General features: G+C 70.7%; 18 protein-coding genes. 12 read left to right on the top strand and 6 right to left on the bottom strand.

Annotated elements, in window-relative coordinates; all coding sequences use genetic code 11:
* The first annotated feature begins 377 nt into the window (after nucleotides 1-377).
* The 4 genes from AB0M29_RS04520 (at nucleotide 378) to AB0M29_RS04505 (ending at nucleotide 6,096) form a co-directional block, all read left to right on the top strand.
* The gene (locus AB0M29_RS04520) at nucleotides 378-2,033 is read left to right on the top strand and encodes an alpha-galactosidase (protein ID WP_365379418.1); all 1,656 of its coding nucleotides are present in this window, start codon (nucleotides 378-380) and stop codon (nucleotides 2,031-2,033) included.
* 315 nt (nucleotides 2,034-2,348) lie between these two features.
* Complete coding sequence (locus tag AB0M29_RS04515; protein WP_365378791.1) at nucleotides 2,349-3,302, top strand: GNAT family N-acetyltransferase; 954 nt, start codon at nucleotides 2,349-2,351, stop codon at nucleotides 3,300-3,302.
* A gap of 122 nt (nucleotides 3,303-3,424) precedes the next feature.
* Nucleotides 3,425-4,021, top strand: coding sequence for a hypothetical protein (locus AB0M29_RS04510; protein WP_365378789.1), 597 nt, complete (start codon nucleotides 3,425-3,427; stop codon nucleotides 4,019-4,021).
* A gap of 245 nt (nucleotides 4,022-4,266) precedes the next feature.
* Nucleotides 4,267-6,096 (top strand): cholesterol oxidase substrate-binding domain-containing protein, encoded by a 1,830-nt coding sequence (locus AB0M29_RS04505; RefSeq protein ID WP_365378786.1) that lies wholly within the window; start codon nucleotides 4,267-4,269, stop codon nucleotides 6,094-6,096.
* A 40-nt stretch (nucleotides 6,097-6,136) separates the two neighbouring features.
* Here AB0M29_RS04505 and AB0M29_RS04500 read toward each other — a convergent pair whose 3' ends face one another.
* Nucleotides 6,137-7,408, bottom strand: a complete 1,272-nt coding sequence (locus AB0M29_RS04500) for a MalY/PatB family protein (protein ID WP_365378783.1) — start codon at nucleotides 7,406-7,408, stop codon at nucleotides 6,137-6,139.
* A gap of 198 nt (nucleotides 7,409-7,606) precedes the next feature.
* On the opposite strand from AB0M29_RS04500, the gene AB0M29_RS04495 reads away from it, so the two are divergent.
* The 4 genes from AB0M29_RS04495 to AB0M29_RS04480 are packed head-to-tail and all read left to right on the top strand — an operon-like array spanning nucleotide 7,607 to nucleotide 9,788.
* Nucleotides 7,607-8,035: a hypothetical protein gene (locus tag AB0M29_RS04495; protein WP_365378781.1), complete on the top strand. Its 429-nt coding sequence runs from the start codon at nucleotides 7,607-7,609 to the stop codon at nucleotides 8,033-8,035.
* A 28-nt stretch (nucleotides 8,036-8,063) separates the two neighbouring features.
* Entirely contained in the window at nucleotides 8,064-8,906 is an 843-nt protein-coding gene (locus tag AB0M29_RS04490; protein ID WP_365378778.1) for a hypothetical protein, read from the top strand.
* A 41-nt stretch (nucleotides 8,907-8,947) separates the two neighbouring features.
* Nucleotides 8,948-9,337, top strand: a complete 390-nt coding sequence (locus AB0M29_RS04485; protein ID WP_365378775.1) for a hypothetical protein — start codon at nucleotides 8,948-8,950, stop codon at nucleotides 9,335-9,337.
* Nucleotides 9,338-9,392: 55 nt separating this feature from the next.
* Nucleotides 9,393-9,788, top strand: a complete 396-nt coding sequence (locus tag AB0M29_RS04480) for a hypothetical protein (RefSeq protein WP_365378772.1) — start codon at nucleotides 9,393-9,395, stop codon at nucleotides 9,786-9,788.
* Nucleotides 9,789-9,871: 83 nt separating this feature from the next.
* Here the strand turns inward: AB0M29_RS04480 and AB0M29_RS04475 are convergent, their stop codons facing one another.
* The 4 genes from AB0M29_RS04475 to AB0M29_RS04460 all read right to left on the bottom strand — a co-directional run bounded on the left by AB0M29_RS04475 (nucleotide 9,872) and on the right by AB0M29_RS04460 (nucleotide 13,763).
* A complete protein-coding gene (locus AB0M29_RS04475; RefSeq protein ID WP_365378769.1) occupies nucleotides 9,872-10,624 on the bottom strand; it encodes a glucose 1-dehydrogenase in 753 nt (250 codons plus the stop codon).
* 315 nt (nucleotides 10,625-10,939) lie between these two features.
* The gene (locus AB0M29_RS04470; protein WP_365378766.1) at nucleotides 10,940-11,746 is read right to left on the bottom strand and encodes an antibiotic biosynthesis monooxygenase; all 807 of its coding nucleotides are present in this window, start codon (nucleotides 11,744-11,746) and stop codon (nucleotides 10,940-10,942) included.
* 67 nt (nucleotides 11,747-11,813) lie between these two features.
* Nucleotides 11,814-12,572 carry an SDR family oxidoreductase gene (locus tag AB0M29_RS04465; RefSeq protein WP_365378764.1) on the bottom strand — a complete coding sequence of 253 codons (759 nt, stop codon included), beginning with the start codon at nucleotides 12,570-12,572 and terminating at the stop codon, nucleotides 11,814-11,816.
* Between the two features lie 120 nt (nucleotides 12,573-12,692).
* Nucleotides 12,693-13,763: an aldo/keto reductase gene (locus AB0M29_RS04460; protein WP_365378761.1), complete on the bottom strand. Its 1,071-nt coding sequence runs from the start codon at nucleotides 13,761-13,763 to the stop codon at nucleotides 12,693-12,695.
* Between the two features lie 271 nt (nucleotides 13,764-14,034).
* Between AB0M29_RS04460 and AB0M29_RS04455 the strand changes: the two genes are divergently transcribed.
* The 4 genes from AB0M29_RS04455 (at nucleotide 14,035) to AB0M29_RS04440 (ending at nucleotide 16,858) form a co-directional block, all read left to right on the top strand.
* Nucleotides 14,035-14,355 (top strand): putative quinol monooxygenase, encoded by a 321-nt coding sequence (locus AB0M29_RS04455; protein WP_365378759.1) that lies wholly within the window; start codon nucleotides 14,035-14,037, stop codon nucleotides 14,353-14,355.
* Nucleotides 14,352-15,263, top strand: a complete 912-nt coding sequence (locus AB0M29_RS04450; protein WP_365378756.1) for an NAD(P)-dependent oxidoreductase — start codon at nucleotides 14,352-14,354, stop codon at nucleotides 15,261-15,263. Before AB0M29_RS04455 ends, AB0M29_RS04450 begins: the two co-directional genes overlap by 4 nt.
* 88 nt (nucleotides 15,264-15,351) lie before the next feature.
* Complete coding sequence (locus AB0M29_RS04445) at nucleotides 15,352-16,260, top strand: zinc-binding dehydrogenase (protein WP_365378753.1); 909 nt, start codon at nucleotides 15,352-15,354, stop codon at nucleotides 16,258-16,260.
* Nucleotides 16,261-16,411: 151 nt separating this feature from the next.
* On the top strand, nucleotides 16,412-16,858 hold the full coding sequence (locus AB0M29_RS04440) for a MarR family transcriptional regulator (RefSeq protein ID WP_365378751.1): 447 nt from the start codon (nucleotides 16,412-16,414) through the stop codon (nucleotides 16,856-16,858).
* A gap of 72 nt (nucleotides 16,859-16,930) precedes the next feature.
* Here the strand turns inward: AB0M29_RS04440 and AB0M29_RS04435 are convergent, their stop codons facing one another.
* Entirely contained in the window at nucleotides 16,931-17,824 is an 894-nt protein-coding gene (locus AB0M29_RS04435; RefSeq protein ID WP_365378748.1) for a ScbA/BarX family gamma-butyrolactone biosynthesis protein, read from the bottom strand.
* Nucleotides 17,825-17,962 lie beyond the last annotated feature (138 nt).

Raw genomic sequence — 17,962 nt, 5'->3', positions numbered from 1 at the left:
CAGGCCGGAGGAGCCGTCGCGTCGCGAGCGAGCCGCGACGATCGGGGCGCCGCCCGGCCCGCCGGGTTGCCGAAAAGTTTGCATACTTGATGGTTTGGCTGCGCGTTGATGCCTGGTTCGAGGTCCCGTGCAAGCACGGGCAAGCGAACTCCGGGTGCTGTCAAAACTCTTGACGGGTCAACAGGCCGGTGCCACCGTGTGCTGGCAACCAAACAGAAACACAGATTTTCCCGCCTTATCCACCATGCTTCACCGCACTCCTCTTCGCCTGCGTCCCTGACCTGACGCAGTGTCACCACGCCTGCTCCCGGCCCCTGTGCACCCGTCGGGCGGGCAATCCCTCCACCTGGAAGTAGGAACCCGTGCGCCTCCACCTCATGCGCAGACCGCGCGCGAACCGCGACGCGGTCGGCAGCAACACCGGCACCTCCCGCCGTAGGGCGGCCGGTACGTCCGTCGGCACCGTCCTGGCCCTGCTCACCGCGTCGGCGGCCTGGGCTCTGGGCGCCGCCCCGCAGGCCAGTGCGCTCTCCAACGGTCTGGCGCTGACGCCGCCGATGGGCTGGAACAGTTGGAACAAGTTCGGCTGCAACGTCACCGAGCAGAAGGTCGAGTCCGTCGCGGACTACATGGTCTCCTCGGGCCTGGCGGCGGCCGGGTACACGTATGTCGACATCGACGACTGCTGGATGGCGGGAAGCCGCGACAGCGGCGGCCACCTCGTACCGGACCCCGTCAAGTTCCCCGACGGGATCAGCGGCACCGCCGCGTACGTGCACAGCAAGGGCCTGAAGCTGGGCATCTACGAGAGCGCGGGCACCAAGACCTGCGCCGGCTACCCCGGCAGCCTCGGCCACGAGCAGACCGACGCCAACAGCTTCGCCTCCTGGGGTGTCGACCTGCTCAAGTACGACAACTGCAACGACGACGGCACCTCCGCGCAGCAGCGCGACACCACCATGCGCGACGCGCTCGCCAACAGCGGCCGCAAGATCCTCTACAGCCTCTGCGAGTGGGGCGTGGACAGCGTCTGGACGTGGGGTTCGGGCGTCGGCAACATGTGGCGCACCACCGGCGACATCAACGACAGCTACGGGTCGATGCTGTCGATCTTCCACTCCAACGTGAAGCTCGCGCAGTACGCCGGGCCCGGTGGCTGGAACGACCCCGACATGCTGGAGGTCGGCAACGGCGGGATGTCCTTCACCGAGGACCGCAGCGAGTTCAGTCTCTGGTCGGAGATGGCCGCGCCGCTGATCACCGGCAACGACCTGCCCAACTCCAGTGCCGCGACCGCGTCGATCCTCGGCAACCGGGACGTCATCGCCGTCGACCAGGACTCGCTCGGGAAGCAGGGCGTGCAGGTGTCGTCCTCCGGCGGCCTTGACGTACTGGCCAAGCCGCTGGCGAACGGCGACGTGTCGGTGGTGCTGTTCAACGAGAACTCCGGCGCGGCCACCATCTCCACCACCGCCGCGGCGGTCGGCATGCCCGGCTCGTCCAGCGGCTACACCCTCAACAACCTCTGGTCGCACGTGAAGACGTCCACCTCGGGCGCGATCTCGGCCACCGTGCCCGGGCACGGGACCGTGATGTACCGGGTGTCCGCCGGCAGCGCCACCAGCACCGGCACCACCCACACGCTGGCCGGCGCCTCCTCCAACCGCTGCCTGGACGCGTTCAACAACCAGACCACCCCCGGCACCAAGATCGAGATCTGGGACTGCAACGGCGGCGCCAACCAGCAGGTCACCCTCACCGCGGCCGGTGAACTGCGGCTCTACAACAGCACCCAGTGCCTCGACGCCACCGGAGGTGGCACCACCGCCGGCACCAAGGCCGAGCTGTGGACGTGCAACGGCGGCACCAACCAGCAGTGGCGCCTGAACCCCGACGGCACGGTCACCGGAGTCCAGTCCGGCCTCTGCCTCGACGTCACCGGCGGCGACCAACCCGCAGGCAACGTCAACGGCACCCAGCTCGAGCTCTGGGGCTGCAACGGCGGCGCCAACCAGCAGTGGCGCCTGGCCTGACCCCCACCCACCCGGCGGCGCGAGCAGCTCCAACGCTCGCGCCGCCTTCCCATGGGCCCTGACGGTGAGCAGCCCTCCCATCCGGGTCCGGCAAAGGGCTGCTGACCGCCGACCAGAGGCCGCGATGTGTGAGTGCGGCCGGGGCGACAGCGGGCGACCGTCACACTCGTGGCACGGACAAGGTCGGCGACAGCTGACCGTCAACCACCGTGCTCCAGGCCCCTGGAGCGGAGGGCGGCCCGGTGCAAGGTGGCCTCGTCAGATGCCCCGGAAATCGATCGACGGCCGGGCGGAGTCCTGGCACAGTGGCCCACCATGACGGACTTCGAGCGCATGACCGCCGCGGACGTACCGCTCATGCAGGGGCTGGCGCAGCGCGTCACCGCCCTCCGCCCGGACATGATCAGCGCCGGGGCGTCGTACGGGGAGCTGGCCTGGATCTGGGGCCAGGGATGTTCCCTCTACAGGGAGACCTGGCGGCGTCGGCTGTGGTTCGCCGGAGACGAACTGGTGGCGTGGGGCTGGGTCTCTCTTCCGCGCCGGGTGAGGCGTGATGACGGGTCGGTCAAGGACGTCACCGGTGCCTTCCTGAGCTATCAGGTCCATCCCGGTCACACCGAACTGGTCGATGAAGTCATCGAGTGGTACGACGGCGTGGCGGCCGGACTGGAGCGCACGGTGCTTCCCACGGACGCCGAGGAGTTCGCCCTGAAGCGCTGGGCGGCGCACGGCTATGTGAGCGACGTGGCGGAACTCGGTGACACCGGTGGCTGGACCCAGCTCAACCAGCGCGACCTCACCGACGTGGAGCAGCCGGCACTGGCGGCCGGCTTCCGGTTCCGCACCGCCGAGGAGGCGGGGCCCGAGGCCGTGCTCCAGGCCCACCTGAGCGCCTGGTCCCCCTCGTCGTACACGGCAAGGAGCTACGAGGACGTCCGGCGGACTGACGCCTACCGCGGCGACCTGCACGTCCTGGTGGAGGCGCCGGACGGGACCATGGCAGCATCGACGATCATGTGGTTCGACGAAGCGAACAGGACCGTCGAGTTCGAGCCCGTCGGAACCCATCCCGACTACCGCAGGCTCGGCCTGGCACGCGCGATGATTCTCCACGGAATGCGTCTGGCACGCTCCGCCGGGGCCGTCCACGCGACGGTCGTCTGCCTGGGCGCCCCGGGCCACCGCGCGGCACGCGCCCTCTACCACGGCCTCGGGTTCCGGGAACTCTCGCGGGACACGCCGCTGATCAAGACCACGACCGCGGGCTGACGACCCGCCGCGACCACCCGGAGCCCGGCGCCCTACCGCTCGCATGGCCTCTGACCTGCCGTGTCGCAGGCAGCAGGCCCTTCGGGGGCCTCCCCGGAGCGGGCGAACCTATGCTGGCGGGCGTGCGGATTCTCGGTGAGAGCAGCGAGGACGAGATGGTCGCCTGCTTTCTGCGCGGCGAGCTGTCCAGCCGCAGGTTCGGCGGGAATCTGCGCTCCCGTCTGGTGGCGGCAGGGCACACCGAGCGGCTGCTGACGCATCCCGACCTCGGCGACGCCGCAGCGAACCTCGCGCGTCGCGCTCTGCTCGCCGCGACGCGCGGGTACGGCGAGGACCGCGACCTGTTCGCGGGCTTTCCCGGTGACGTCGCATGGACCCGGGCACTGCTGTCCCGCGACGAGGCGGCCCGAGTGCGCTACGTCGAGTATTCCTACTGGGTCGCACTGTCCGGCGGCAGCCGCAGGCCGAGCGACGCGGCCAGGCGGATCGAGGCGGGACAGCGGGCCTTCGACGTGCCCAACGAACCGTTCGTCGACGCCGCTCACGCGTTCGCCGGCGGCGAGCGCTTCCCGCCGCTGATCCTCGTCGGGGAGAGCCCGGACACGCTGGTCTGCCTCGAAGGCCATGTGCGCCTGACCGCCTACGCCCTGCTGGACTTCCCCGCCGACCTCGCATGCCTGGTCGGTACCGCGCCGGCCATGGGGCGCTGGGCGCGGTAGCGCCGGTGGCACTCCGCCAGGAGAGCCTGGGATCCCGGCGGTTGCCGTCCACGCCGCTGGGCCGGGTGGTCCCCGACCGCCTGGCCCTTGGCGCGTCGTGCGACGCGCGGACGGGCGGGTTCACTCGATCTCGTGAATCGAGCGCACGTACGACGGTGGTGGTCTCGTCCCTGGGTAAGGTGCGAGTGGGACCGGACGTACGGGGTGGTTCGGTGGGGATGGGGCATGGGGGAGGGGTGGCGGGGATGACGGACGATCTTTCACAACAGGGCGGTGTGTCGCGGCGCAGGCTGCTCGCGTCGTCGGCGGCCGCGGGCGGTGCGGTGTGGCTGCTGCGCGGGCTGGTCCGGCCGGGCAGCGCCTACGCGGCCTCGGCCCCGCCGCCGGGACTGCCGGCCGGGCTCGACGTCTATCAGCGCGTCTACGAGAACTGGGCCGGCGAGATCAGCACCGACCAGCTGTGGACCTGCGCGCCGCGCAGCCCCCAGGAGGTGCTCGCCGTCGTCAACTGGGCATTCGGCGCCGGGTGGACGGTACGGGCGCAAGGGCAGCGGCACGGCTGGGCGCCCCTCACCGTGGCCGACGGGACACCCGCCACCGCCCAGGTGATCCTGGTGGACACCACCGCACACCTCGTCGCGATGTCGCTGGAGCAGCGGGCAGCCGACGGGTCGGCCCGCGTCCGGGTTCAGGCGGGCGCCTCGTTGGAGGCGCTGCTCGCCTTCGCCGGCTCCGGCGGATACGGCGTCACCTCCGCACCGGCGCCGGGTGATCTCTCGGTCGGCGGCGCGCTCGCCATCGGCGCGCACGGTACGGCCACCCGCGCCGTCGGTGAGAGCCCGTCACCCGGCCACGGCTACGGCTCGCTGAGCAACCTGGTCACGGAACTGACGGCCGTGGTCTGGGACGAGTCCGCGGGCAGATACGCGCTGCGCACCGTCGGCCGGGCCGAGCCCGACTGCGACGCGCTCCTCACCCACCTCGGCCGGTCGTTCGTCACCGAGGCCGTCCTGCGGGTGGGCGCGGACGGCAACCTGCGCTGCACGTCCACGCTGGACATCCCCGCCACGGAGCTGTTCGCCGCCCCGGGTGCCCCGGCCGGCACGCGGACCCTGGCGAGCTTCGTGGACAGCACCGGCCGGGTGGAGGCGATCTGGTTCGCTTTCACCAACAATCCCTGGCTCAAGACCTGGAAGGTCACCCCGAACCGGCCGCTCACCGCCCGCGCGGTGACCGCACCGTACAACTACCCCTTCTCCGACTCCATCCCCGAGCCCGTGGCCCGGCTGGCCGGGGACCTGGTCTCGGGGGCCTGGGCGAGTGCGCCGCTGTTCGGACAGGTCCAGTACCTGCTGGCCAAGGTCGCGTTGACCGGCGACATCACCGACGTCCTGCTGTCCGGCTCGGCCGTCCGGGACGTGCTGACCGACAACGTACTCGCCCACCTGCTGGCGGACGGACTGCGCTCGGACCTGTGGGGCGCCTCCCGCAACCTGCTGGAGTATGTGCGGCCCACCACCTTGCGGGAGACCGCCAACGGCTACGCCGTCCTCACCCGCCGCGCCGATCTGCAGTGGGTGGTCAGCCAGTTCGCGGACTTCTACCGCACCCTGCTCGCGCAGTACGCGGCCCGCGGCGAGTACCCGGTCAACGGCCAGGTGGAGATCCGGGTGACCGGCCTGGAGGACCCGGCTGTGTGCGGCGTCCCGGGCGCGCGGCCCCCGCTGCTGTCCGCGCTGCGGCCGCGTCCCGACCGGCCGGACGTCGACACCGCCGTGTGGATCGACATCCTCTCCCTGCCGACCACCCCCGCCCTGCACCGTTTCTACCGCGACATCGAGCAGTTCCTCCTCGCCCTGGACGGGGACCGGGCGACGGTGCGGGTGGAGTGGTCCAAGGGCTGGGCCTACACCGACACCGCCGCGTGGTCCGACCCGGACGTCCTCACCGGCGCGATACCCGCCAGCCAGCGCGCCGGGGGCGGTCCGGGCTGGGACGAGGCGGTCGCGACGCTCGACCGGCTGGACCCCCACCATGTGCTGTCCAGCCCGTTCCTGGACACGCTGCTGCGCTGAGGGCGCGAGCGGCCGGACTGCCCTCGGACGCGGGAGGCACCTACCTTCGGTGGAGGGCGGCGGTGCGTCCCATACGGGTGACCGCTTCGGTGAGGACGGACCGGGACGTGGCGAAGTTCAGCCGGACATGCCCCGCTCCACCGGTGCCGAAGATGTGGCCCGAGGAGAGCGCCACCTTGGCCTGTTCCAGGAACACCTTCGCGGGACCGGCGATATCGCTGACGACGGCGAGGTCGGCGGAGCCGTCCTCGGCGGCGAGGCCGAGGGGACGGCAGTCGAGCCAGGCGAGATAGGTTCCCTCCGGCCGGAAGTACCCGACGCCGGGGAGGTGTTCGGCGATGAGCTCGCCCAGCAGGGTGCGGTTGGCGTCGAGCCCGGCCAGCAGCGCGTCGAGCCACCGGTCCCCGTCGCGGTAGGCCGCCGTGTGGGCGATGGCGCCCAGGTGACTGGCGCCGTGGTGCACCTCCTCCGGCATCCGGCGCAGATCCGCGGCCGCCTCCGGTCCCGCGACGGCCAGTGCCGCCTTGATTCCGGCGAGGTTCCAGCCCTTGGTCGCCGACATCAGCGAGAAGGCGTCCTCGGCGCCGTCGACGCTCAGATACGGGGTGAACGTGGCGCCCGGCAGCACCAGCGGGGCGTGCACCTCGTCCGCGACGACCCGGACCCCGTATCGGCGGGCCAGTGCGGCCACCGCGGTGAGTTCCTCGCGGGTGTGCACAGTGCCGGTCGGGTTGTGCGGGTTGCTGAGGAGGTAGGCGACCTTGCCCTTGCCACTCCGCTCCCGGGCACTCCGGAACGTCTCCTCCAGCGTCTCCAGGCTGATGCGCAGATCCGGGCCGAGGGGAGCTTCCAGGATCCGGCGGTCGTCATGGGTGACGAAGGCGTAGAACGGGGCGTAGACCGGCGCGTTGACGACGACAGGGTCGCCGGGGCCGGTGACCAGCCGTAGCACCTGGACGGCACCCATCATCACGTCCGGGATCATGGCCACGCGGTCGACCGCCACCCCGTCCCACTGCCAGCGCCGTGCGGCGAAGGCGGCCAGGGACTCGGCGAATTCGGTTCCCGCCGGATATCCGGTGTCGCCGGTCTCCACGGCCTCGCACAGTGCCCGGGCGATGGCAGGCGCGAGCGGGACATCCATCTCCGCCACCCACAACGGAAGCACGTCCGAGGGATGGGCGCGCCACTTCATGCTCTTGCGCAGACGGAGCTGGTCGAGTGACAGCTCCTCAAGAGGGTTCGCCACTTCTCCGGCCTCGGTGTCGGGCTCTTCGGGGTCGCGCCCATCAGCAGCAGTCACGTCCAGCATTGGACCGTCATCTCGATCTCCACGCAAGCTCCGTGAGCCTTCCGCAGGGGCCCGGCAGCGGACCGCCAGAGCGCCTGACCTCGCACAAGGACGGATCTAGGACAGCCAACGGACATGTGTTCGTAGCGTCTGCGCGTGCGTTCAGCCGGTTCGGCGCTGACGCGCACCGCAGGACCACCCACTCCCGAGAGGACCAGCATGAAGATCACAAGAAAGAGAGCGTTGCTCGCTGCGGCGCTGGGCGCTTCGCTCGCCGTGGCGGGCACGACGACCACCGCCAGCGCGTACTCACCCGTGGCCGGGGACGCGCTCATCTACTCCACGTTCGCCGGGGCGCACTGCGGGGTGAACGGCGAGTCCGACTTCACCCTGGGCGACGGCAACCTGCAGTCGCTGGTGACCAACATGGGGTGGACCCAGCGCTGCGACTCCACCTGGTGGGGCGGTTACGGCCCCGGGATCCAGGACCTGGCCCTGTGCATGCGCCGTGACGGCGGCGAGCAGTGGTACGAGTCGACGATCATCGCCTACCCCCGTGACGGTCACACCTCGCACTACGACTGCGCCAACAACGGCACGTACGACCGTGGTCTCGTCGGCGTCGGAGTCCACTACGACGGCCCCTGACGGCGCGAGAACGGGACGGAGGTCTCGGATGAGAGTCCGCATCATCGCCGTCGGCATCGCGGCGGCGGTCACGGCCGGCGCGGGCTGGCTCGCACTCCCCGCCCGGGGATCGCACGACCCCGCGGAATCCGCACGGGCGCGGCAGTTGACGCTGATCCTCGCCGGAGCGGCTCCGGTCAGCGAGGCCATCCAGTTCGATCTGGATATGGCAGCCCGGGAGGAATCGCTGATCGCCCAGTGCATGCGGCAGGCGGGGCTGAGCTACACGCCCAAGGATCCGCACGCCCTCGTCGACACCTCCACCCGTACGGACTTCACGAGCCTGGCCTACGCACGGCAGCGGGGATTCGGCATCTCCTCGTGGCCCGCGTTCGCCAAGGACCAGGCGGGCAGCGCGGGCAACGCCGGCGGCGCCGGCACGAACGACAACTCCAACAGCGCGTACCGCGGCAGGCAGGCATCCTGTTCGGATCGGGCGGACACGACCGCGGAGGCCGAGTTCGGGATCAAGCCCGGCAACGACCGCTACACGGAAGTCGACGACCGGATACACCAACAGGCCGCGTACCGCACCGCGGCGCAGAAGTGGAAGTCCTGCGCCGCCGCGCACGGCGTCGACGCGTCCAGCCGCCTCGGGCTGATCACCTCGCTGCGCGCGCGGTACGCCGGTGTCCTGGCCTCTCTCAAGAGCAGCGCGGGAGGGACCGGTTCGATCGCCGACCTGGCAGCGGCGTCCGCGAAGGACCCGGCCTACCAGAAGTTCAAGACCGACGAGATCCGCGTCGCGACCGCGACGTTCGCGTGCTCGCAAGGCTTCGACGCCACCTACGTCCACCTCTTTCTGCAAGTCGACCAGCCCGCCGCGACATGACCCGAGACGCGGAGGGCGGCACCACGGAGAGGACCACCACCATGCCCCGAGCAACCAAGGGCACCGTTTCGGCCGTGCTGTCCGGCACGCTACTGGCCGCGGGAATGGCAGTGGCGTTCGCCCCGACCGCCAGTGCGGAGGTCGGAGGCTACTGCCCCATCACCACGGCCACCTACACCCCGGGCAACCAGTCCGGGACCGTCAACTTCACCGCGAACCCCTGCAACCGTCCGGTGCGCGCGCACATCGGCTGCGCGCAGCTGGGGCAGACCGGCGTCGCGTACTGGCGCAACGGAAACATCGTCGCCGGCACCGGAAGCAGCAAGGGCGTCTGCGACCCGCCGTTCGACTCTCCCATCGTGGGCGACTACCAGTACCTGGTGAACGGCACCTGGTACGAGATGCGCGCCGGTGGCACCACGTGGACCTGACCCCCGGACAAGGTGTCCGGGCTCTCATCCCTACCCGAGGAAGAAGGGAACCGACATGCTGAGGGCACTACGAAGAACCGCGACTCTCGGAGCGACCGGCATCCTGCTGGCCGCCGGCCTGAGCGCGACACTGGCACCCGCGGCCCACGCGGAGGTCGGCAGCCATTGCCCCATCACCTACCACGCGAACGCCGGGGTCGTCGGCGGGACGGTGTACGTCACCGGCAACGTCTGCAACCGGCCGTTCCGTTCGCACACCCACTGCAGCGTGTACTCCCCCTCCGGCAGCGCCTACTACTGGCGCGACGGAAACATCGTCGCCGGCACCGGCCAGAGCACGGCGAACTGCGACTGGCTGGACCTGCCCGAAGCGATCACGATGCAATACCTGGTGAACGGCACCTGGTACCAGGCGAGCGCCGGCACCTCCACCCAGACCATCTACACCTGACGGTCACCGTGACAGCGTGGACCGCCCCGGATGCCATGCGTCCGGGGCGGCTCCCCCTGTTCCGCCCGCCCCCGCGGAACCCGCTACTTGCGGATCGTGTACCCCCCGTCCACCGGAAGCGTCGCGCCCGTGACGAAAGAGGCGCGGTCGCTGAGGAGCCAGGCGGCGGCCTCGGCGATCTCCTCGGGCGCGGCGGTGCGGGGTTGGGGGGTCGCGGCGTGGAGGACCTGTTCGATGTCGGGGCGCAGGGAGAGCCAGGTGTCGATCATCTCGGTCCTGGTGGTGCCAGGGGCGAGGGCGTTGACACGGATGCCCTGGTCGCCGTATTCGTTGGCCGCCGCTCTGGTCAGGCCCAGGACGGCGTGCTTGGAGGCCACGTAGGGGGCCGCGACCGGTGTGGCCATGAGGCCGCCGACGCTGCTGGTGTTGACGATGGCGCCGCCGCCGGTGGCGAGCATCGCGGTGATCTCGTGGCGGAGGCAGTTCCAGACACCGCGTACGTTGACGTCCATGACGGCGTCGTAGATGTCGTCGTCCATGAGGTGCAGCGGGCGCTGTTCGACGCCGAAGCCCGCGTTGTTGAAGGCGCCGTCGAGCCGTCCGTGGCGTGCGACGGCCGCTTCGACCGCGCGGGCGACGTCGCCGGAGTCGGTGACGTCGGTGACCTGGTGGATGGCGTCATGGCCCTTGTCCGTGATCTCCTCGACCAGGTCGGCGAGTTGGCGTTCCCTGCGGGCGGCGAGGACGACGCGAGCGCCCTCGGCCGCGAAGACCCGCGCGGCCGCGGCGCCGATGCCGCTGCTGGCGCCGGTGATCAGGATGACCTTGTCCTGCAACAACCCGTGGTCACGCCGCCGTTGCCCGTCGGCGGGCCGTTCTCCCGGTAAGTGATCGCGCTCAACGGACATGTGTCTGACCCCCGGCGTGATGACCGCACCCGGCCGGGACGGTCGCTGAATGCGGTCGCGCGGGGCGGTGCCGCCGCGCGAGCCGATGCTACAGCGAACGCGCATTCGGACGGTCAAATTCATCGAGATCGGGAGCAGTGCCACATCTGCGGGACAAAGGAGCGGGGCGGCCCCTGACCGACCGGGCCGCCCCGCCGAGTGCCCGCCGCCCCTTAGGAAGAGGCGGACCCGACAAGTCCGGTGCTACGACCGCTGGTTGGGGACCGAGTAGCCGCCCGGCTGGTCGAAGCCGGTGTCGGAACCGGTGACGAAGAACTTGGGCCCGACGATGCCCGCGCGCGCCACCAGGTCGAGATAGGCCTGCGCCGGGGTGTCGAGCTTGTGGGCGACGAAGGCGTCCAGGCTGGTGAACGTCTCCAGGAAGACGAACCTGGTCGGGTCGGCGGGGTCCGGGACGAAGAAGAAGCCGAGGGTGCCGGGCTCACCGGTGAGCGAGCCGTAGCCGTCGGCCTGGGCGATGGCGATGAAGTCGTCGCGCCACTGCGGCTGGACGTTGTCGAACTCGGCGACGACGGTGAAGACCGAGCCGCCCTCGTCGACGCCCTCGTGGGCCTCCTTCCCGCCGGTGGCGGCGGTGAGAGAGGTGCCCGCGATGGTGGTGACCGGGCGGCTTGCGCCCTTGAGCGCGGCCACGGCGCGGAACCCGCGCTCGAACCAGCCGTGTTCGTGCACCTCGAAGGCGTGCTTGTCCTTGAAGGTGGCGGCGACCACCAGGCGGCTGGTGGTCACGGGGTCGGGGACCACGTGCACGCTGAGCGTCCCGGGCTCGTGCTTGAGCGACTCGTACGCGTCGTTCTGCGCGGCGGTGATGACGGCGTTCACCGCCGCGGCAGGAATGTGCTCGTACGCGGCGACGACGGTGTACTCCGAGGAGTCCACGGCCTTGTTCGGCGCGATCGGGCCGGCGCCGCCCGCGGCCATGGCGGCGGGGGCCGAGAGCAGGATCGTGGTGGCCAGGGCGAGCGGGGCGAGGGATCTGCTGAATCTCATGTGGTGCTCCTTTGTCGGTGTGCTGGGTGGGTCGGCGGCGAACGGCATGAGGAGGTGCCGTTCGCGGTCACGCCTGCTGAGTGGGCAGGACGGTGATCTGTGAGAGGTTCACGTGCGGTGGTTGCGCGGCGGCGAACGCCACCAGTTCGGCGATGTCGTCAGCGGTGAGGACGTCGATGGTCTTGATCAGCCCCTGCAGCCAGTCGCTCGCCGCGGGGTCGTCCAGGTGCTCCATCAACTCGGTGTCGACGACGCCGGGTTCGAGGGTGGTGATCCGGATGCCCAGCGGACCGAACTCGGTGCGCAGATTCCGGCCCAGATGGCTGACGGCCGCCTTGGTCGCGCAGTAGAGCGCGAAGTTGGGGGCGATGGCGGTGGACGCGATGGACGAGAGGGTGACCACGTCGGCGACCCGGCCCGCCGCTGCGGCTTCCGTCAGCTGGGGGGTGAAGGCGTGGACGGTGCCGACCAGCCCGGTCAGGTTGGTGTCGATCATCCGCTGCCACTCGTGTGTGCGGCCGGTGGTGAAGGGCGCGGTGAGCATGCTGCCCGCCGCCGCGACGACCAGGTCGGCGGTGCCGATCCGCTCGCGTACCGCGGCCGCCGCACGGGCCAGCGCGTCGGGGTCGGTGACGTCGACGGGGAGGGCGATGGCCTCGCCCCCCGCCGCGGAGACGGCGTCGGCCAGCTCGTCGAGCCGTGCCTGGCGCCTGGCCAGCAGGGCGACCTTGGCACCGCGTTCGGCCAGCAGCCGGGCGGTGGCCGCACCGATGCCGCTGGCGGCACCGGTGACGACCGCGACCCGGCCGGAGAGGGGTAAGGGCATGGGAGGTGGTCCTTCTCGGTTCGGGGGAGCGTGAAGGGCGAGCGTGGGCCCGGCCCCAGGCGGTGGGGTCCGCGCGGTGGGGTCCGGGCGGCGGGGGAGAGGCGGCTCCGGAGCGGGCGCCTACGCGGGGTAGACGTCTCCCGGCAGCTTGCGGTCGGCGCCGACGGTGGCGATGTGCCAGTACGGGTAGGGCACCCGGGTCTCGCTGACCTTGTCCAGACTGAGCACCTCGTCCTCGGTGAGCGACCACGTCATCGCCTGGAGGTTGTCCTCCAGTTGGTGCACCTTGGTCGCGCCGATCACCGCGGAGGTGATGCCTGGCTTGGCGAGGACCCAGTTGATGGCGACCTGGGCGATGGTCACCCCGCGGCCGTCGGCGATCCGCCGCATCTCGTCGACGATGTCGTACGCGCGCTCCTCGTCGGTGAGCGGTGCGGACTCCGCCGGGGTCACCTCGGAGAGCCGGCTGCCGGCCGGACGGCCCTTGCCGCGGGCGTACTTGCCGGTGAGGAATCCGCCGGCCAGCGGGCTCCAGGCGGTGATGGCGACCTTCTGGTCCACCGCCAGCGGGACGATCTCCCACTCCAGGTCCCGCGCGGCCAGGTTGTAGTAGCCCTGGTAGCAGACGAACCGGCTCAGATTGCGCCGTTCGGAGACCGACAGGGACTTCATGAGCTGCCAGGCCGCGAAGTTGGAGACTCCGATGTAGCGGATCTTGCCCGCGCGGATCAGGTTGTCCAGCACCCGCAGCGTCTCGTCCAGCGAGGTACGCGGGTCGAAACCGTGGATGTGGTAGAGGTCGATGTAGTCCGTCTGCAGACGGCGCAGGCTCGACTCCACGGCCTCGTACAGGTGGTGGCGGGTGGCGCCGAAGTCGTTGGGGCCGTCGCCGCTGACGCGCCACCTGCCCTTGGTGCCGATGACCACCTGGTCGCGGACCTTCTTGAGGGTCTGGCCGAAGAACTCCTCGCCCATGCCGTTCTTGTAGACGTCCGCGGTGTCGAAGAAGTTGATGCCGCTGTCCAGGGCGGTCGACATCAGCCGGTACACGTGTTGGTCGTCCACGGTCCCGAACTCGGACCAGTTGCGGTCCGGGGCGCCCAGGAACGAGGCCCCGCCACCGAAGGTCATGGCGCCGAAGCAGAGCTCTGAGACGGCGAGGCCGGTGTCGCCGAGATAGCGGTAGCGCATGACGGGCTTCTCCTTGTCGGGTCGTCAGGATCAGGCGCCGCCCGAACGGGCCGCAGCTCAGGGACCGTTGAGTCCCGCCACGGAAGCCGACGCCTGTGCGATATGCGAGGACCATAAGATGTCGTATGCTTAGGCGTCAAGGATTTTCCGATCAGCGGTCTCGTAGCACCATAAGAGATCAGATGGTGCTACGATCGGCGCGCATCGGTAGGAGCGTGACAGTCCGGTGCGGAGGCACTTGGCTGCTGGACCAGTAAGGGAGAGACGGGCCGTGAACCCCATCACTGTTGTCGGCCGGGCGACTGCCAAGCCCGGTAGGCGGGACGAGCTGGAACGGCTGCTGCGCGCCGTCATCGTCCCCACCCACGCCGAGGACGAGTGCCTGCACTACTCGATCCACCAGAGCACCACCGACCCGGACACCTTCGTCGCGGTCGAGCGGTGGCCCGGACAGGAGTCGCTGGAGCGGCACCTGGGCACGCCGCACCTGAAGCAACTCGCCGACGTCATCGGCGAGGTGCTCGTATCGCCGCTGGACATCCAGACCTTCGTCCAGCTGCACGAGGGTGATTCCGCCAAGGGTGTGCTGTGAGCGCCGTGGGCGCCGCCGGCGCGCCCGCCGCGTCCACGGTCGCCGTCCTCGGCACGGGGATCATGGGCGCCGGAATGGCCCGCAGCCTGCGCCGCGCGGGCCTGCACGTACGCGTGTGGAACCGCACCCCCGAGCGGGCCGAACCGCTCGCGGAATCCGGCGCGTTCGTGGCCACGGACGCCGCGCAGGCGGTACGCGGCGCCGACGTGGTGATCACCATGCTGAGCGACGGCGCCGCGGTCCAGGCGGCCATGGACGCCGCGGTACCCGGCCTGACGGACGGTCAGGTGTGGCTGCAGACCTCGACCGTGGGCGTCGCCGCCGCGGAAGGGCTGGCCGAGTTCGCCGTACGGCACGGCCTGGACCTGGTCGACGCGCCCGTCCTGGGCACCCGGCTGCCCGCGGAGAACGGCCAGTTGCTGGTCTTCGCCGCCGGTTCGGCCCAGGCGCGCGACAAGGCCGCCCGCGCTCTGGAGGCGGTCGCCGCACGGGTGATGTGGATCGGGCAGGACCCGGCCGCCGCCGAGGCCACCCGTCTGAAGCTGGTCGTCAACAGCTGGGTGCTGACCACGGTCACCGCCGCGGCCGAGGCGATCACCCTCGCCGAGGGCCTCGGCCTGGACGGGAAGATCTTCACCGAGACCATCGCCGGCGGCGGCCTGGACAGCGCGTACCTCCAGGGCAAGGCGGCCGCCATGCTCTCCGGTGACTTCACGGCCAACTTCGGCCTGGCCACCGCCGCCAAGGACGCCCGGCTGATCCTGGACGGCGCTGCCGACAGCGGTGTGCGCCTCGATGTGACGGCCGCGGTCGCCGCCCGCTTCCAGCGCGCGGTCGAGCAGGGCCACGGCGACAAGGACCTGTCCGCCACGTATCTGGTGGGCGCGGTCGACGAGCGACCGAACTGACCGCCGCACTTCCGGCCGGGGACCTCCCGGCCGCGCACCCCCATGCCTGACCGATTCCCCCTGTGTTACCTCACCTAAGGACATCACCATGCGAGCAGTTGTCAGCACACCCGGCACAGGCGGTGTGGCGTTCTCGGAGGTGCCCGCCCCGCAGGCGGCCGCCAACGAGGTGCTCATCGATGTGAAGGCCATATCGATCAACCGTGGCGAGATCCTCAACCTGCCGGGCAGCGCCGAGGGTTGGCGTCCTGGCTGGGACGTCGCCGGCGTCGTCGCCGCCGACTCCAACGGCTTCTCGGCGGGCGACCGTGTGGTCGCGCTCTCGCTGGCCGACGGCAGTTGGGCCGAGCAGATCGCCGTCCCGGCCGACTGCGTCGCCGTGCTTCCCGACGAGGTCGACTTCGCCCAGGCGGCCACCCTGCCGGTAGCGGCGCTCACCGCATTACGGCTGGTGCGCGAGTCCGGCACGTTGCTCGGACGGCGCGTCCTGGTCACCGGTGCGGCCGGCGGCGTCGGCCGCACCCTCGTCCAGCTCGCGTCCGCCGCCGGCGCCGAGGTCACGGCGGTCGCGCGCAACGCCGAGCGGGCCAAGGGCCTGGACGTCCTGGGCGCGCACACCGTGGTGGACGCCATCGAGGCCGCGCAGGGCGCTTTCGACGTGATCTACGAGTCGGCGGGCGGCACGTCGCTCGCCGCGGCGCTGGGCCTCATCGGCCCGGGCGGCACGGTCTACAGCTACGGCAACTCCTCCGGGGAGACCACGCCCGTGTCGTTCTTCCAGTTCTTCGGCGGCCACGAGCAGGCGGTGCTGCGGCACTTCGTGTTCGTCACCGGCGCCCCGGTCGGCCCCGACCTGGCGACGCTGGCCCGCTCGGTCGCCGCGGGCACACTGCGGACCGAGATCTCCCTCCAGGACGACTGGGAGAACATCAACGCGGCGCTGAACGCGGTCCGCGAGCGCCACGTGGCGGGCAAGGCCGTACTCACCCTGGGATGACCCACACCTGTCCACCGGTCCGCCGCCTGTCGTCACCACAGGGGGCGGACCGGCCGCGCAGGGTGGCGATTCCGACATAAGGGCCGGTCAGCGCGGCTTCGATCCGCGCAAGGGTTCATAGACAGCTAAGACTCCTGATATACAGGGACTCATGGGCGTTCCTATTGATCAGCGACTCGGCCACCATCTGAAGCGGGCCGAGCAGGAACTCATCGCTGCCAAGCACGCGGCACTGCGCCCGTCCAAGCTGAGCACTCCGCAGTACACCGTGCTGCTCGTGCTGGCGGAGGAACCGGGGCTGTCCGGCGCCGGGCTGGCGCGGCGGTGCCTTGTCACGCCGCAGACCATGTCCTCGGTGCTCAGCACGCTGGAAGGCCGCGGGCTGGTCGAGCGCAAGCCGCACCCCATCCACCTCCACATCCTCGAAGCCAGGCTCACCCGCAGCGGGCGCGCCCTGCTGGCGAAGGCGGACGTCCCCGCGATGGCCGTGGAACGCAAGCTGGACGCCGAGTTCACTCCCGAGGAGCGGGAGCAGCTGCTGGGGCTGCTGGCGCGCTGCACGGACGCCCTGTCGAGGGCTGCCGCGGATATCGCCTGACGCTCCGGGTGTACGCCGGGACCGGTGCCGGAACGTCAGGCGAGAGGTGTGTGCCCGGTACGGAGCCCCGGCTCAGCCGGCGGCTCTGACGGTCAGTGTCGCGGTGGCCGCCGGCTCACCGTCCTGCTCCACCACGACGCTCACCCGGGTGCGCTCCTGGCGGGCCCGGTGCGCCTCGGCCCGCACCACGCACGGCCGGTCGAACTCCACGTAGCGGGTGAACCGTACGTCGAGACCGGTGACCAGCAACTGCGGGCAGCCGGTGACCAGACAGGCCGCCTGGCGCATGGCCTCGACGAGGGTCATGCCCGGCAGGTGGTCGACGTGGTGGTCGAAGAGCACCGGGTGGTCGGGGTGGGCGCGGACCGCCCAGGCGCCGGGCGTGTCCAGCGGGGCGAGCACCACGTCCGCGAGCCGGTCGCGCCCCACCAGCCGGGGGCGGATGGGCTGCGGCAGCCACTGCTCCGCGGGGGGCTTGGCGCCGATGCGGTCACCGCGCAGCCGGCGGTAGACGGAGGCGGAGGTGCAGCTGAACAGGCCGTCCCCGACGCCCAGCGGCCTGCCGTCGCGCAGGACGTGGACCCGCACGCGCATGCCGGCGATGGTCGAGCGGCGGGAGCGGACGTCGCTGCAGGCGAGCATCAGCGACAGGTTGGCCGGGGCGCCGTCGTGCGCGAGCCCGGCGGGGTCGACGTAGTAGTTGAGGTCCTCCAGGAGGAACTGCGCGTCGAGCGGGACGCCGAAAGCGCTGTGCGCGATGAGCAGTCCGGCCTGGCGGACCGTCTCGGCCATCAGCAGCGGGTCGAACCACCGGCCGCCGATGGGGAGGTAGAAGCTGTGTCCCCGGGGCCACTGCGCGCCGAGGAGGAAGTCGTGGCTGCCGACGGAGTGCCAGTCGGTCAGCAGGACCTCCGAGACGGCGGAGCGGTGCACCAGGGCGCGATTGACCGTGCTCTCGAAGAGCACACGTGGAGCCGAAGGTATGTTCAGTAGCTGAAACAACGTATCCCCCAACTAACACTTCGAATAGGCCAATAGTACATAACTTGTGGCCGATTTTGCCGCTGACGACAACTCGAGACGAACTCTTTACCGGGGTGCCCG

The organism is Streptomyces sp. NPDC051976 (assembly GCF_040680795.1).
Lineage (GTDB): Bacteria > Actinomycetota > Actinomycetes > Streptomycetales > Streptomycetaceae > Actinacidiphila.
This window is presented reverse-complemented; position numbering and strand designations above follow the sequence as displayed.